Genomic DNA, 14,301 nt, shown 5'->3' with positions numbered 1-14,301 from the left:
GTGTGCGTGCAGCCGAGGAGAACTTCGACAGCGGGCCGGTGACGATCCCGGCCCCGGCTTCCGCTGCGCTCGAAACCGAGCCCACAACGGCCACTTCGGCCGCTCGCGGCGGCTCCCCGGCGGCCTTCCTCGACGCGCGCTCGCTCATCGGCTGCCGTCACCGGCTGCGCCTGGACGCCGCCAACCCCGGCATGCTCGCCGAGGTCAGGGAAGACCCGGGCGTGCAGCAGCGGCGCGAGGCCGCCACCGCGTATCGCACCAAAGTCCGCGACGAACTGGTCGGCGCTGCCCCGGACGACTGGGTCGTGATCGATCCGGCGCTGCGCGCCGGGGCGCGCGCCGACGCGACCATGGCCGCGATGCGGGCCGGCGCGTCGCGTATCTGGGGTGGCCTGCTGCCCCAGGAACCCGATACCGGCCGCCGTGGTGGCGCCGAGTTCCTGCTGCGCGACGCCGATCGCGGCGGATATATCCCGATCATCGTCGTCAACCACAAGGTCACCGACCCGCGCCGCCCCGACCCGGCCGATTTCCACCCGCTCACCTCGGACCTGTTCCGCTGGGAGCCGCGCCGCGACAAGCACGTGAAGCTGCGCCCCCAGCCGCGCGACCAGCAGCGCCTGGCCCACCTCTACCGGATGTTGCAGCGCCACGGCCTGGCCAGTCCCGCGCTGGTCGGCGGCGCCATCGGTCTCGCGTTCGACCGCATCCTCGTGCACGACCTCACCGGTGTGCTCGCCGACTACGACCTGCGCTACGCCGACCGCATCGCGGTGGTGCGCGGCGAACTGCCGACCCAGCCGTCGAAGGTGCCCGAGTGCAGGCAGTGCCCCTGGTGGGTGCGCGGCCCCGATTCGGACGAGCCCGGGTGCGAGGGCGCGTTGGCGGCGATGCGGGATGTGAGTTTGGTCGCGCCCGGCTCGCGGGCGGAGGTGTTGCGCGTGCACGGCGTGCAGACCATCGACGAACTGGCCGCCTGGATCGGCGAGGAACCCGACGACTGGCAGCACGGCCCGTTCACCGAGACCGTCGTCACCGCGCGCGCCTGGATCGCCGGTGCGCCGCTGGTCCGGCGCTTCGACACCGTCAGCGTGCGCCGGGCCGACGTGGAGATCGACGTCGACCTGGAGAGTTACCAGGAAGACGGCGCCTACCTCTGGGGCACCCTGCTCGACGACGTGTACCGCCCGTTCGTCACCTGGGACCCGCTGCCCACCGACGACGAGGGCCGCTCCTTCGGCGAGTTCTGGACCTGGCTGATGGCCCGGCGCGCCGACGCCCACGCGGCGGGCAAAACCTTTGCCGCCTACTGCTATTCGCGCACCGCCGAGGACAAGTGGCTCTACGAGTCGGCCCGACGCTTCGCGGGCAGGCCCGGTATCCCCACCCACGAGCAGGTGCGCGCCTTCGTCGACTCACCCGAGTGGGTCGACATGTTCCAGGCCGTCACCGACCAGTTCATCTGCCCGAACGGCAAGGGACTCAAAAAGATCGCCCCGGTGGCCGGGTTCGGCTGGCGTGATCCCGAAGCCGGTGGTGAGGCGTCGATGGGCTGGTACCGCCGCGCGGTCGGTTACGACGCCGACAGCGACATGTCCCAGCGCACCCGGCTGCTCGAGTACAACGAAGACGACGTGCGCGCCACCCAGGTCCTGCGCGAATGGATGACCACTAGAGCTGTAGTTGAGGTTCCCTCGCTCAAGGACTTCGCCCGGTAATAACATCTAGGGCGTGACAGAAGCAGTCGAAACACTCGAGTTCCAGGCCGAGACCCACCAGCTCCTCGAGCTGATGATCCACTCGGTGTACTCCAACAAAGACACGTTCCTGCGGGAGCTGATCTCGAACGCTTCCGACGCACTGGACAAGCTCAAGCTGGCCACGTTCCAGGACAAGGACCTCGTCGCCGACACCGCCGATCTGCACATCGAGCTGGAGGTCGACTCCGACGAGCGCGTCCTGACCGTGCGCGACAACGGCATCGGCATGTCCCGTGCCGAGGTGATCGATCTGATCGGCACCCTCGCCAAGTCCGGCACCGCCGAGCTGCGCCGCAAACTCACCGAAGCCAAGTCCGACGCCGCGGCCGAGGAGCTGATCGGCCAGTTCGGTATCGGCTTCTACTCCACGTTCATGGTCGCCGACAAGGTCACCCTCACCACCCGCAAAGCGGGCGAGACCGAGGGCACCCGCTGGGAAGCCGCTGCGGGCAGCTCCACCTACACGATCGACACCGTCACCGACGCACCGCAGGGCACCTCGGTGACGCTGGCGCTCAAGAAGCCCGACGAGGACGATCACCTCTTCGATTACACGCAGGAATGGAAGCTGCGCGAGATCGTCCGCAAGTACTCCGACTTCATCGCCTGGCCGATCCGCATGCGGGTCGAGCGGACCGTGATGGAGGGCGAGGGCGAGGACAAGGTCGAGAAGACCGTTGTCGAGGACCAGACGCTGAACTCGCAGAAGGCGCTGTGGACGCGCCCGCGCAGCGAGGTCACCGACGAGGAGTACAAGGAGTTCTACCACCACGTCAGCCACGCCTGGGACGATCCGCTCGAGATCATCCCGATGAAGGCGGAGGGCACCTTCGAGTACCAGGCGCTGCTGTTCCTGCCCTCGACCGCGCCGTTCGACCTGTTCACCCGTGAGCACAAGCGCGGTGTGCAGCTCTACGTGCGCCGGGTGTTCATCATGGACAACTGCGAAGAGCTGATGCCGGAGTACCTGCGCTTCGTCAAGGGTGTGGTCGACGCGCAAGACCTCTCGCTCAACGTGTCGCGCGAGATCCTGCAGCAGGACCGTCAGATCCAGATGATCCGCAAGCGCCTGGTGAAGAAGGTGCTCTCGACGGTCAAGGATCTGCAGTCGGCCGAGGATCAGACCAAGTACCAGACCTTCTGGACCCAGTTCGGCCGGGTTCTCAAGGAGGGCTTGCTTTCCGACACCGACAACCGCGAAACCCTGCTCACCGTCTCCTCTTTCGCCTCCACCGCCTCCGAGTCCGAGCTCACTACGCTCGCGCAGTACGTGGAGCGGATGAAGGACGGCCAGGACGCGATCTACTACATGACCGGCGAAAGCCGTGCGCAGGTGGAGAATTCGCCGCACCTGGAGGCCTTCAAGGCCAAGGGGCTCGAGGTGCTGGTGCTCACCGACCCGGTCGACGAGATGTGGGTCGGTTCGGTGCCGGAGTTCGACGGCAAGAAGTTCCAGTCCATCGCCAAGGGCGAGGTCGACCTGGAGACCGAGGAGGAGAAGAAGGAAACCGAGGCCCTGCGCGAGCAGCAGGACAAGGACTTCGCCGACCTGCTCACCTGGCTCGGCACGACGCTGTCCGATGTCGCCAAGGAGGTGCGCCTGACCAACCGGCTCACCACCTCACCGGCCTGCCTGGTCGGCGACGTCTTCGACTTCACCCCGATGCTCGAGCGCATGTACCGCGCCTCGGGCCAGGCGCTGCCCGAGTCCAAGCGCATCCTCGAGCTCAACCCGACCCACCCGCTGGTCACCGGCCTGCGCGACGCCTACGACGCGCGCAAGTCCGACGCCGACGAGGGCAAGGTCCCCGAGCTCACCGAGACCGCCGAATTGCTGTACGGCACGGCGGTTCTCGCCGAGGGCGGGGAACTGAAGGATCCGGCCCGCTTCGCCCACCTGCTCACCGAGCGCCTGACCCGCACGGTGTGACACGACGCCGCCTCGGCGGGACCGTTGTGCTGTGACACAACGGGTCTCGCCGGGAGCGGTGCTGTGGGAGTTCGCGGTTCGGCTGTGCCGATCGGCCGCGCGACGGTGTTGTGACGGTTACCAGCCCAGGGGGCGCGGCCCTGTGTCCTGTGGCAACGACGCACGAGCCCGGTTCGGGAGCGGGGCACTGCTCCTAGGCTCGCGACAATGGTGGACGTGAACACCCATTACGACGTGCTGATCGTCGGATCGGGTTTCGGCGGCAGCGTCACGGCGCTGCGGCTGGTGGAGAAGGGATACCGGGTCGGCGTGCTCGAGGCGGGCCGCCGGTTCGCCGACGCCGATTTCGCCGCGACCAACTGGGACCTGCGCCGTTACCTGTGGGCGCCACGACTCGGCTGCTACGGCATTCAGCGCGTCCATCGCCTGCGCGACTGTTTCATCCTGGCCGGAGCCGGTGTCGGCGGCGGGTCGCTGAACTACGCCAACACGCTGTACAAGCCGGGGAAGGCGTTCTTCGGTGACAAGCAGTGGGCGGGCATCACCGACTGGGAAGCCGAACTGTCCCCGCATTACGAGCAGGCCACCCGCATGCTCGGGGTGGTCCGAAATCCGCTGCACACCCCGGCCGACACCGTCATCAAGTCGGTGGCCGAGGAGATGGGCGTCGGGCACACCTTCGTGCCGACTCCCGTCGCGGTGTACTTCGGCGAGCCGGGCCGCACCGACGCCGACCCGTACTTCGGCGGTGTCGGCCCCGCCCGCACCGGCTGCGTGAAGTGCGGCGAATGCATGACCGGCTGTCGGCACGGCGCCAAGAACACACTGGTCAAGAACTATCTCGGGCTGGCCGAGCAGGCCGGGGCGTCCGTGCTGCCGATGACCACCGTGACGGCCCTGCGTCCGCGAACCGACGGCACCTGGCTCGTCGACACCGAGCGCACCGGCAGCTGGATCCGCAAGCAGCGCACCACGTTCTCCGCCGATCGGGTGGTGCTCGCCGCGGGCACCTGGGGCACTCAGCGACTGCTGTTCCGCATGCGGGACCGCGCCGTCCTGCCCGCACTGTCGCCGCGCCTGGGTGTGCTCACCCGCACCAACTCCGAAGCCATTCTCGGCGCCGGTCGCACCACCGTGAACCCCGACATCGAGGTCACCACGGGGGTGGCGATCACCTCCTCGTTCCACCCGACGCCCGACACCCACGTGGAACCGGTGCGCTACGGCCGGGGGTCCAACGCGATGGGCCTGCTGAACACCTACCTCGTCGACGGCGACCAGCGCACACCGCGCTGGCTGCGCGTGCTCGGCATCGCGGGCCGTCACCCGATCCGCACCGTGCGCCTGCTGCGCACCACCCGCTGGAGCGAGCGGACCCTGATCCTGCTGGTGATGCAGAGCCTGGACAACTCCATCACCACCTACACCAAGCGTGGGCTGTTCGGCCGCCGCTACACCAGCAAGCAGGGGTACGGCCACCCCAATCCGTCCTGGATTCCGGCCGGACACGAGGTGACCCGAAGGGTCGCCGAGAAATTCGGCGCCACCGCGGGCAGCACCTGGCCCGATGTCTTCGGTGTTCCGATGACGGCACACTTCATCGGCGGATGCGCCATCGGTGCAGACTCGACCACCGGCGTGATCGACCCCTACCACCGGGTGCACGGCTATCCGGGACTGACCATCGTCGACGGTTCGGCCATTTCGGCGAACCTGGGCGTCAACCCGTCACTCACCATCGCCGCGCAGGCCGAACGGGCGGCCGCGCTGTGGCCGAACCGGGGCGAGGCCGATCCGCGACCGCCGATGGGGGAGCCTTACCGCCGGATCGCGCCCGTCCCACCGCGTGCTCCCGTTGTGCCCGCCGGTGCCCCCGCGGCCCTGCGGCTGCCCATCGAACCGGTGGACCGGTCGGCCGTCGGCGCGTGAACCCGACCGAACACCGTGCCGAATAAGCGATTTCGGGTCACCATGGACATATGGGTGGGCACGAGATTCGGCGAGCACGTCCCGAGGACTACGACGAACTGATCGGGGTGGTCGACGACTGGTGGGGGCGGGCCGTGACGCACAACCTGCCGCGCATGTTCCTCGACCACTTCCATCGCACCAGCCTGATCGCCACCGACGACGCCGGAATCTCCGGATTCCTCATCGGTTTCGGCTCGCCCGCCGACGCCGACGCCGCCTACATCCACTTCGTCGCCGTGCGTCCCGACGCCCGCAAATCCGGCCTCGGCCGCACCCTCTACGACGAGTTCTTCACGATCGTGCGCGCCGAGGGCCGAAAGCTGGTGTCGGCCATCACCTCACCGTCGAACTACACCTCGATCGACTTCCACCGCAGCCTCGGCTTCACGGTGACCGGACCGGTCGCGAACTACAACGGACCGGGCCGCGCCCTCATCACCTTCGAGCGCGTCCTGTAGAAACGCCGAACGGCGCCTCCCGAAAGGGAAGGCGCCGTTCGGTATTCGACTGCTTACCTTGGCGCCATGCGCAGGGCGCCGTCCATGCGGATGGTCTCGCCGTTGAGGTAGTCGTGGCGGGCGATGTACTCCACCAGCTGGGCGTACTCGTCGGGGCGGCCGAGCCGCGACGGGAACGGGACGCCCGCCTCGAGGTTCTTGCGGTAGTCCTCGGTGACGCCGGCCAGCATCGGGGTATCGATGATGCCGGGGGCGATGGTGTTCACCCGGATACCGAACTGGGCCAGGTCACGCGCGGCGGGCACGGTCATACCGTGCACGCCACCCTTGGACGCCGAGTACGCGATCTGACCGATCTGGCCCTCGAACGCCGCCACCGACGCGGTGTTCACGACCACGCCGCGCTGACCGTACTCGTCCACCGGTTCGGTCTTGGCGATGGCGTCGGCCGCCAGCCGCATCACATTGAAGGTGCCGAGCAGGTTCACGGTGATGACGGTGCGGAACAGCTCGAGATCGTGCGGGCCGTTCTTGGACAGGATGCGACCCGCCCAGCCGACACCGGCACAGTTCACCACGATGCGCAGCGGCGCCGGGCCCTCGGCCACCTGGGCGACGGCGGCGGCGACCTCGTCGTTGCTCGTCACGTCGGCGGCGATCAGGGTGACACCGTCGGGCACGCTGTCGCCCGCGCGTTCGATGGACTGCGGGATGTCGAGACCGAACACGGTGGCACCCGCCTCGGCCAAGCGCTTGGCGGTAGCGGCACCGAGACCGGACGCGCCTCCGGTGACGATTGCGGCGGAACCAGAAATCTCCACGAAATCTCCTGTGTTATCGGCGGCTGGCGCCGCGGTTCGCGGCGCTGAACCCCGCCGCGAACTTGGTGGTTTTGCGGCCTTATCGGCCTTCTGCCAATAATGCACCATAGCGTTCGGGGGTGTGGTGTGGCGCACCCCTACTTCGGTGTAGCCGAAATCGTCGCGAACAGCGGTGTTTGCCGGTGGTAGCGTGCCGTCATGAGATCGTTCGCCGGTCCGAGCGTGGCCGGGCGCAGGGTCCTCATCACGGGTGCCGCGCGCGGGATCGGTGCTGCGCTGGCGCGGCGGCTGGCGGCGAAGGGGGCGCGGGTCGCGCTGCTCGGGATCGAACCGGAACTGCTCGCCGAGGTGGCCGCCGAATGTGGTGATGTGCCGTGGCGCTACTGCGATGTGGCCGACCCGGCCCAGGTGGGGCGGGTGATTCCGGTGCTGGTCGCCGAACTCGGCGGGCTGGATGTGCTGGTGGCCAACGCGGGGATCGCCAAACAGATGGCGATGGTCGGTGGCGACCCTTCGGTGCTCGAGGAGACGTTGGCGGTGAACGTGCTCGGTGTGGCGTACGCGGTGCAGGCGGCGGGCCCGTATATCGCGCACGCGGATGGGTACGTCCTGATGATGTCGTCCATCTCGAGTGCCGTGCAGCTGCCGCTCGGCGGCGCCTACAGTGCGTCGGCGGCCGCGGTGGCCGCGCTCGCGGAAACGCTGCGCTTCGAATTGTCGTCCACGGGCGCCAAAGTGGGCGTCACCTACTTCGCGGGGATCGACACCGACATGACCGTGCGCGGCTTCGACACCGCCGCCGCGCACACCATCCTCGGCGGTACGAGCCTGGCGGGGATCTCGCCGATCGGCCCGGCGGTCGACGCCATGGAACGGGCTGTGGCCCGTCGCAAGGCAACGGTGTACGCGCCGTGGTGGGTCGCGATGGCCCGGCCGCTTCGCCCCTTCGCCCAGCTGGTCGTGCAACGGCTACACGGCAACAGGGTGGCGCGCGCCGTCGAGATCGCCCGCGACGAGGACGCACCGTTCACCACCGACCAACCGGCCCGGCCGCGCAGAATGGAACGGCAATGAGTGAGGAACCCGGATCGACCCTGCGTCAGCTGCCGCGCGGGCGCCACCGCCTCTCGCGCGAGGAAGTGGTCGCGTCCCAGCGCGAACGCATCCTCGTCGCGATGGGGGAGGCGATGTGCGAGAGCGGCTATGTCGGCACGCCGGTCGCGGCGGTACTCAAACGCGCCGGGGTGTCACGCGAGACGTTCTACGAGCAGTTCCGTTCCAAGGAGGACTGTTTCCGCGCCGCCTTCGACCGCGCCTCCAAGCTGCTCTCGGACCGCCTGCAGGACACCATCGCCGAACTCGCCGACGCCGACGCGCCGACCCGGATGGACCGCATCCTCACCGCCTACTTCCAGCACCTGATCGACGATCCCGCCTCCGCGCGGCTGTTCCTCGTCGAGGTGTACGCCGCGGGACCGGCGGCGATCGCGGCCCGGATGGACCTACAGCACCGGTTCGTCACGGTGGTCGCGGCGATGCTCGGCGCCGAAACCGACGAGCAGCGCTTCGCCTGCGCGACGCTGGCGGCGGCGATCGGGGCGATGGTCACCGGCAAGATCGCCGGGGGAGACCTGGACAGCCTCTGGGAGCTGAAGGATCAGCTCATCGCGTTGGCGCAGCGCTCGGGCACGGTTTACGGCAACGCCTTCGCCGGCTGATCCACCGGCTCGCGCTCACGCCGGGAGAACCGCCAGACCAGCACCCCGGCGCCGGTGAGGGCGGGGGCAAGCAGGGCGAGCGCGAGGGAGGCGACGCCGCCGACGCCGGGGACGAAGGCGTCGAGCAGGGTTTTCCCGGCGAAGAACAAGAACAGCAGACCCGAGGCGATGGCGATCCCGCGCTCGGGGAGGTGCTTACCCGCGAACTTACCGACCAGAATCGCCAGCCCGCCCGCGGCGACCATGCCCGCCACCGAGCCGATCCACACCGCGAGCCAGCTGTTGTTCGAGGCGAGCGCGGCCGCGGCGAACATGGTCCGGTCGCCGAGTTCGGCGAGCATGAAGGCGGAGATCACCACGAGGAACGCATTGCGGGTGCTGGGTGGTTCGGGGGCGGTCTCGGTGTCGTCGGCCGAGGCGAGCGCGTCGCGCAAGGTCCACACGCCGACGGCCAACAGGGTGAGCGCGGTCACCACCGCAATGGCACCAGCGGGCAACGCCGTGCCGAGAAAGTGGCCCACACCCGCGGCGATGAGGTTCACGGCGACACTGGCGACGCTGATTCCGGCCAGGACGACCCACCAGCGGTAGCGCAGCGAGAAGGTCAGCGCCATCAGCTGCGATTTGTCGCCCAGCTCGGCCAGGAAGATCACGCCGAAGCTCAGCAGGATCGTGGCGATCAATGAATTCAGCTCCCAGGTAACAACTTCCGGCCTGCGGCTGAGACGGGATGCCTTCAGCCACACCGGTCGAATGATCGGTTTCGTGGCCGAAGGTCTCGCCCACCGGTGACTACCGGTTCGCGCAGCCGGACCGCGCCGGTGGTGGCGGCGATCAGTATGTCGACTGGGCGATTGCGGGCTACTCCCCTTCGCTGTCTTCCACCATAGCGTGGTTGCTCCCGGGATGCCAACATCGCGTCACCGAAAGGGCAACGGACACAATAAGTTTGGCTGAGCGGCCCGGATAGTTCGGTTCCCCTGAATTTCGGATCGGGAAACCCTGTTGCCGGTGGTTCGCCAGACCGGCCCGCGAAAGGTTCAGGCAGCCAACAGCATTGCCAGCACGGCGGTGTCCGGGTCGCTGATCAGATCCATGCCGACCCGGCTCACCAGGGAGGTGACGGTGCCGTCGAGTTCGGCCTCGGCCCAGGCGGCCCGGTGCTCCAGACCCAGATGCGGCACGCCGGGCAGCAGTACGCACCCGGATGCGGCGCCCACGCACTCGGGCAGCGACGGCCGGGTCTGCGACGGCGGATGCAGCATCAGCAGGGCGGGCGGCACGTGCTCGGCGAAACGCCCGGGCTCGATCGCCTCGTCACCGACCACCGGGCCCTCCGCGAGGACGAGACCGACAGTGTCGGGTTCCGGATCGTCGGGCAACTCCTCACGCACCCCGAACACGGTGCTGGTGAGCAACAGCCCCGGCAGCGACGCCACCCGCACGGCGAGCACGAGCACCTGCGCCCACTCCTTGGTGGTATCCGGCCACCGCCCCGACACCACGAATCCCCGCAAACGACCATCCGCCTGAAACGGCGTGAACCCGATCGGCCCCTGAACAGTCATGACGACCTCCCGACTTACGGATAAGTCAGGAATAGCCTCCAACCCTATTGGCACACAAGTACCACTGAGTGCCAGGAACTGGTCATTCCACGCAAAAGGCCCCCCGGGCGAACGCCGGGAGGCCCTTCACGGAAGTGCTACTCACCCAAAGATGAGGCCCTTGCCCTGGTTGACGGCGCGGGCGAAGCGGTCCTGCACGTCGGCCCAGTTGACGACGTTCCAGAACGCGGTCACGTAGTCGGCCTTGACGTTCTTGTACTGCAGGTAGAAGGCGTGCTCCCACATGTCGACCTGCAGCAGCGGGATGATGCCGAGCGGCACGTTCGCCTGCTGGTCGTACAGCTGGAAGGTCAGCAGCTTCTGGCCGAGGGTGTCGTAACCCAGGACGGCCCAGCCCGAACCCTGCAGGCCGTTGGCGGCCGCGGTGAACTGCGCGCGGAACTTGTCGAACGAACCGAACTGGTCGTCGATGGCCGCGGCCAGGTCGCCTTCCGGCTTGTCACCACCGTTGGGGGAGAGGTTCTTCCACCAGATCGAGTGGTTGGCGTGACCACCCAGGTGGAAGGCCAGGTTCTTCTCGTGCAGGAAGATGGCGCTGTGATCGCCCGCTTCGCGCGCGGCTTCCAGCTTCTCCAGCGCGGTGTTCGCGCCGGCGACGTAGGCGGCATGGTGCTTGGAGTGGTGGATCTCGTTGATCTGCCCCGAGATGTGGGGCTCCAGTGCGCTGTAGTCGTAATCCAGATCCGGCAGCGTGTACTCGGCCACGTTGTCCCTTTCCTGTGTCGGGCTGTGTGCGCCCATCCGATCGAGCACACCAACCATCATTCGTACACCCGATTCGTGCAACCGACGACGCGCGGGCTGTATTTCTGATGGCCCAGCCGATTACAGCGGGGGCGCGACGTCTGCCTTGCTTGCGCGGGCGTCGCCCGAGTCGTGGGCGGCCCACCAGCGGCGACCGCCCTCGACGAACTCGGCCATCGGGATCTCGCGGCCGTCCAGGTCGGTAATTGTGATCTTGTCGAACCATACTCGGACGTCGAGTTCGCGCGGATCGATGCCCTCCTCCTGGGAGAACTCGATGACATGCGCGGCGATGCGCTGGTCGAGCACCGTGTCGAAGCTGAGCAGCTCGCTCCACAGCGTCCAGCCGCTGTCGTCGACGTCGATGAACTCCCAGCCGTGCAGGCCGCCGCCGCCGAAGCTCTCGATGGCCTCGTCGAGCTGGTCGAGGGTGAGGGGAAGGACGCGGGCGTCGATGTCGTCCCAGCGCTGGATGCGCAGCGACGCGGCGACGCGGGTGACACCGGTGAAGGTGAGCAGCACTTTGCGCTCACCGGGTTCGGCGCCGTCGGCGGGCTGGGTGAGCACCGCCAGGCACAGCTGCAGCTTGCCCGCGTCGGCGTCCACCTCCACACCGAGACAGGTCGATTCGGACAAAGCGGTATTCAGGCCGTTGCGGTCGAAACTGTCGAGTAGCCCCCTGCTCTGGTTCATGCGCTCAGGCTACCGATCCGCCCGCCCAGATCCCACGAAATGGGATTTTCACTAGTGATGTCGTTTTTATGGAACCGAAACGGTCCGGCGTGCGTCCAAGTAGATGTCGGGATCAGTGCGGACGCGAAATCCCGACGTCAGCGGCGAACGACCGCTCCGGGATGTCAGGAGGGGAGTCCCGGATCGGTCGTTCCCATGCCGCGCGAACCAGCTCGAACCCCGCTCGGCGGGCGGGCTCGCCCGATCGTGTGCTGATCGATTGCTGAGGGTTGTGGATCGAGCTGTGGATTCTGTGGATAACCGAGATCCGTCCACAGACCACGCACACGGCGCCCGGCACCGCTTCGGGCATGGCAGGATCGAGGCGTGACGAGCTCCGATGTCCCTACGGTGCCGGTGGGCGAGGTACCGGCCGGGTTCGACCGCGCGGAACCGGTCCCCGGCGCCCAGCTGCTCGACGTGCGCGAACCCGACGAATGGGAGCTCGGGCACGCACCGGGCGCCATCCATATCCCGATGGTCGATGTCCCCGCCCGCCTCGACGACATCGATATCGACGCCGAGGTCTACGTGGTGTGCAGGCAGGGCGGGCGCTCGATCGAGGTGGTCAAGTACCTGACCCACATCGGGTACGAGGCCTGTCATGTGGCCGGCGGCATGGTCGCCTGGCAGCAGACGGGCCGTCCGGTGGTCGCCGACGGCGACCACGAAGCCAAGATCTACTAGTCCGGAACGGGGTGCGCGGGTGAGTTCGGTGGTGCAACCATGTGCACGCTGTGGCGCGCGGTGGGCCGTGCAGGGCGCGCCGATGCACTGGTGCCCGCGCTGTCGTGGTGTGCTGCTGTCGCCGGGCAAGGTCGACGCGCCGCCGGAGAAACGCAACTACCGCTGGGTCGCCCGCAGGCCCGATCATCGTGACCGTCGGGTCAGCGCCCGCACCGTGCGCGCCGACCCCGGCCCGACTCCCCGCTACACCGAGGTGCCGCGCTGGGGTCTGCTCGATCCGCCGCCCGCCCGGCCGCGCGCACCGCGCAGGCCGTTGCGCGGCATCGCCGACCGGCGTGACCGACTGCTCGTCATGACCACGGCTGCGTTCGTGCTCGCCGGCCTCGCCGAATACGGCCGCTACCTGATCCTGCTGCAGAACCGCACCCGTCTGATCCCGAGCTGGCTGCTCTGGATCTCCGACGCCACCGTGTGGCTGTTCGGGACGCTCGCGCCGATCCTCGCGCTGCTGACGGCGCTGTCGCTGGTGTCGTGGCTGATCGAGGCCCGCCGTGCCGCCTACGCGGCGCACGGCAGCCGCGACCCGCGCCGATCGTGGACGCTGATCGCCGGTTGCGTGATCCCGGGTGTGAACCTCGTCTGGCCCGGTGTCTACCTCACCGAACTCGCCGCGGCACATCCCGATCCACGCGCACTGCGCGCGGTGCGGATCTGGTGGGCCGCCTGGGCGACGAGCGGGGTGCTGTTCCTCGCCGCGACGCTGTGGCGCAATGCCTCTACCCTGCAAGCCGAGGCCGACGGCGTCTCGTTCACCGGGTTCACCGACCTGTGCGCGGCCGGGTTCGCGGTGCTCACGCTGTGGACGGTCCGCCTGCTCGAGGGACGTGACCTGCGTGGGAATCCCCGTTCGGCGCACCGCCTGCTGATCGCCGCCGACCCGGCCCAGGAGGTCATCGCGCCGGTGGAGCCGGGCGGTGCGAGCACGGCCGAGGAGACAGAACGTTCGGAATCCGCCGAGCCGGGCGAGAATCCGCACAAGGAGGTTGTGGCCAAGTGAGTCAGGGCAATCGCGCGCCGTTCGTCGTCGCGCACCGTGGTGCGTCGGGGGCGCTTCCCGAGCACACTCTCGCCGCCTACGAACTCGCCCTGACCGAGGGTGCCGACGGGGTGGAATGCGATGTCCGGCTCACCCGCGACGGCCACCTCGTGTGCGTGCACGACCGCACCGTCGACCGCACCGCCGACGCGACGGGCCTGGTCAGCGAGCTGACCCTGGACGAGTTGCGCGACATGAACTTCGGCACCGAGGACGCACCGGCGGGCGTGCTCGCCCTGAGCGATCTCATCGGCCTGGTCCTCGATTGGCGCAGCCGCCCGACCAAACTCTTCATCGAGACCAAACACCCCGTGCGCTACGGCGCCCTGGTGGAGAACAAGGTGCTCGCCGAACTCCAGCGCTTCGGCATCGCCACCCCCGCCTCGGCGGATCATTCGCGCGCGGTGGTGATGTCGTTCGCCGCCACCGCCGTCTGGCGCATCCGGCGCGCGGCACCGCTGCTGCCGACGGTGCTGCTCGGCGAATCCTCGCGCTTCCTCGGCGGCGGCGCGGCGACGACGGTCGGTGCGACGGCGGTCGGTCCGTCGGTGAAAACCCTTCGTGAGCACCCGGAACTCGTCGACAAGGCCGCCGCGGCGGGCCGGGCCACCTACTGCTGGACCGTCGACGATCCCGAGGATGTGCAGCTGTGCGCCGACCTCGGCGTCAGCTGGGTGGCGACCAACCACCCGGGCCGCACCAAAGCGCTGCTCGCCACGCTGTGACATTTGCGGCCGGGGCCGCGGGCACTCCTTC

Annotated in this window: 14 protein-coding genes; 9 read left to right on the top strand and 5 right to left on the bottom strand. The window is 68.4% G+C overall.

Annotation, left to right across the window (positions count from 1 at the left end; all coding sequences use genetic code 11):
- Positions 1–2: 2 nt before the first annotated feature.
- From AB0I35_RS00845 to AB0I35_RS00830, 4 genes are all read left to right on the top strand, one after another.
- Positions 3–1,718 (top strand): TM0106 family RecB-like putative nuclease, encoded by a 1,716-nt coding sequence (locus tag AB0I35_RS00845; RefSeq protein WP_357393167.1) that lies wholly within the window; start codon positions 3–5, stop codon positions 1,716–1,718.
- Positions 1,719–1,731: 13 nt separating this feature from the next.
- On the top strand, positions 1,732–3,690 hold the full coding sequence (htpG, locus tag AB0I35_RS00840; protein WP_357393165.1) for a molecular chaperone HtpG: 1,959 nt from the start codon (positions 1,732–1,734) through the stop codon (positions 3,688–3,690).
- 207 nt (positions 3,691–3,897) lie between these two features.
- Positions 3,898–5,619, top strand: coding sequence for a GMC family oxidoreductase (locus AB0I35_RS00835; RefSeq protein ID WP_357393163.1), 1,722 nt, complete (start codon positions 3,898–3,900; stop codon positions 5,617–5,619).
- Positions 5,620–5,669: 50 nt separating this feature from the next.
- Positions 5,670–6,119, top strand: a complete 450-nt coding sequence (locus tag AB0I35_RS00830; RefSeq protein ID WP_181698163.1) for a GNAT family N-acetyltransferase — start codon at positions 5,670–5,672, stop codon at positions 6,117–6,119.
- A 53-nt stretch (positions 6,120–6,172) separates the two neighbouring features.
- Here AB0I35_RS00830 and AB0I35_RS00825 read toward each other — a convergent pair whose 3' ends face one another.
- Positions 6,173–6,940: an SDR family NAD(P)-dependent oxidoreductase gene (locus AB0I35_RS00825; protein ID WP_357393161.1), complete on the bottom strand. Its 768-nt coding sequence runs from the start codon at positions 6,938–6,940 to the stop codon at positions 6,173–6,175.
- Positions 6,941–7,138: 198 nt separating this feature from the next.
- Here AB0I35_RS00825 and AB0I35_RS00820 point away from each other — a divergent pair, with 198 nt between their 5' ends.
- Both AB0I35_RS00820 and AB0I35_RS00815 read left to right on the top strand, forming a co-directional pair.
- Positions 7,139–8,014, top strand: a complete 876-nt coding sequence (locus tag AB0I35_RS00820) for an SDR family NAD(P)-dependent oxidoreductase (protein WP_357393159.1) — start codon at positions 7,139–7,141, stop codon at positions 8,012–8,014.
- Positions 8,011–8,658 carry a TetR/AcrR family transcriptional regulator gene (locus tag AB0I35_RS00815; protein ID WP_067495265.1) on the top strand — a complete coding sequence of 216 codons (648 nt, stop codon included), beginning with the start codon at positions 8,011–8,013 and terminating at the stop codon, positions 8,656–8,658. The genes AB0I35_RS00820 and AB0I35_RS00815 overlap by 4 nt, the downstream gene beginning before the upstream one ends.
- Here AB0I35_RS00815 and AB0I35_RS00810 read toward each other — a convergent pair.
- The 4 genes from AB0I35_RS00810 to AB0I35_RS00795 form a co-directional block, all read right to left on the bottom strand.
- Positions 8,634–9,341, bottom strand: coding sequence for a TMEM165/GDT1 family protein (locus AB0I35_RS00810; RefSeq protein ID WP_357393157.1), 708 nt, complete (start codon positions 9,339–9,341; stop codon positions 8,634–8,636). The two genes, AB0I35_RS00815 and AB0I35_RS00810, sit on opposite strands and share 25 nt — an antisense overlap.
- Positions 9,342–9,698: 357 nt before the next feature.
- A complete protein-coding gene (locus tag AB0I35_RS00805) occupies positions 9,699–10,226 on the bottom strand; it encodes a peptidase (protein ID WP_357393155.1) in 528 nt (175 codons plus the stop codon).
- Between the two features lie 141 nt (positions 10,227–10,367).
- A complete protein-coding gene (locus AB0I35_RS00800) occupies positions 10,368–10,991 on the bottom strand; it encodes a superoxide dismutase (RefSeq protein WP_067495485.1) in 624 nt (207 codons plus the stop codon).
- Between the two features lie 120 nt (positions 10,992–11,111).
- The gene (locus tag AB0I35_RS00795) at positions 11,112–11,723 is read right to left on the bottom strand and encodes a hypothetical protein (RefSeq protein ID WP_357393153.1); all 612 of its coding nucleotides are present in this window, start codon (positions 11,721–11,723) and stop codon (positions 11,112–11,114) included.
- A 366-nt stretch (positions 11,724–12,089) separates the two neighbouring features.
- Here AB0I35_RS00795 and AB0I35_RS00790 point away from each other — a divergent pair, with 366 nt between their 5' ends.
- From AB0I35_RS00790 to AB0I35_RS00780, 3 genes are all read left to right on the top strand, one after another.
- On the top strand, positions 12,090–12,449 hold the full coding sequence (locus AB0I35_RS00790) for a rhodanese-like domain-containing protein (protein WP_084457547.1): 360 nt from the start codon (positions 12,090–12,092) through the stop codon (positions 12,447–12,449).
- Between the two features lie 67 nt (positions 12,450–12,516).
- Positions 12,517–13,506 carry a DUF4328 domain-containing protein gene (locus AB0I35_RS00785; RefSeq protein ID WP_357393151.1) on the top strand — a complete coding sequence of 330 codons (990 nt, stop codon included), beginning with the start codon at positions 12,517–12,519 and terminating at the stop codon, positions 13,504–13,506.
- Positions 13,503–14,270, top strand: coding sequence for a glycerophosphodiester phosphodiesterase (locus AB0I35_RS00780; protein WP_357393149.1), 768 nt, complete (start codon positions 13,503–13,505; stop codon positions 14,268–14,270). The genes AB0I35_RS00785 and AB0I35_RS00780 overlap by 4 nt, the downstream gene beginning before the upstream one ends.
- Positions 14,271–14,301 lie beyond the last annotated feature (31 nt).

The sequence above is a fragment of the Nocardia sp. NPDC050378 genome (genome assembly GCF_040655675.1).
Classification (GTDB): domain Bacteria; phylum Actinomycetota; class Actinomycetes; order Mycobacteriales; family Mycobacteriaceae; genus Nocardia; species Nocardia coubleae.
The sequence above is the reverse complement of the archived record's forward strand: the minus strand, read 5'-3'. Positions and strand labels throughout refer to the sequence as shown.

Bases quoted from the DNA above. Each gene is read 5' to 3' on its own strand.
- AB0I35_RS00815 (WP_067495265.1), top strand. From the start codon at position 8,011: ATGAGTGAGGAACCCGGATCGACCCTGCGTCAGCTGCCGCGCGGGCGC.
- AB0I35_RS00805 (WP_357393155.1), bottom strand. From the start codon at position 10,226: ATGACTGTTCAGGGGCCGATCGGGTTCACGCCGTTTCAGGCGGATGGT.
- AB0I35_RS00835 (WP_357393163.1), top strand. From the start codon at position 3,898: ATGGTGGACGTGAACACCCATTACGACGTGCTGATCGTCGGATCGGGT.
- AB0I35_RS00795 (WP_357393153.1), bottom strand. From the start codon at position 11,723: ATGAACCAGAGCAGGGGGCTACTCGACAGTTTCGACCGCAACGGCCTG.
- AB0I35_RS00830 (WP_181698163.1), top strand. From the start codon at position 5,670: ATGGGTGGGCACGAGATTCGGCGAGCACGTCCCGAGGACTACGACGAA.
- AB0I35_RS00820 (WP_357393159.1), top strand. From the start codon at position 7,139: ATGAGATCGTTCGCCGGTCCGAGCGTGGCCGGGCGCAGGGTCCTCATC.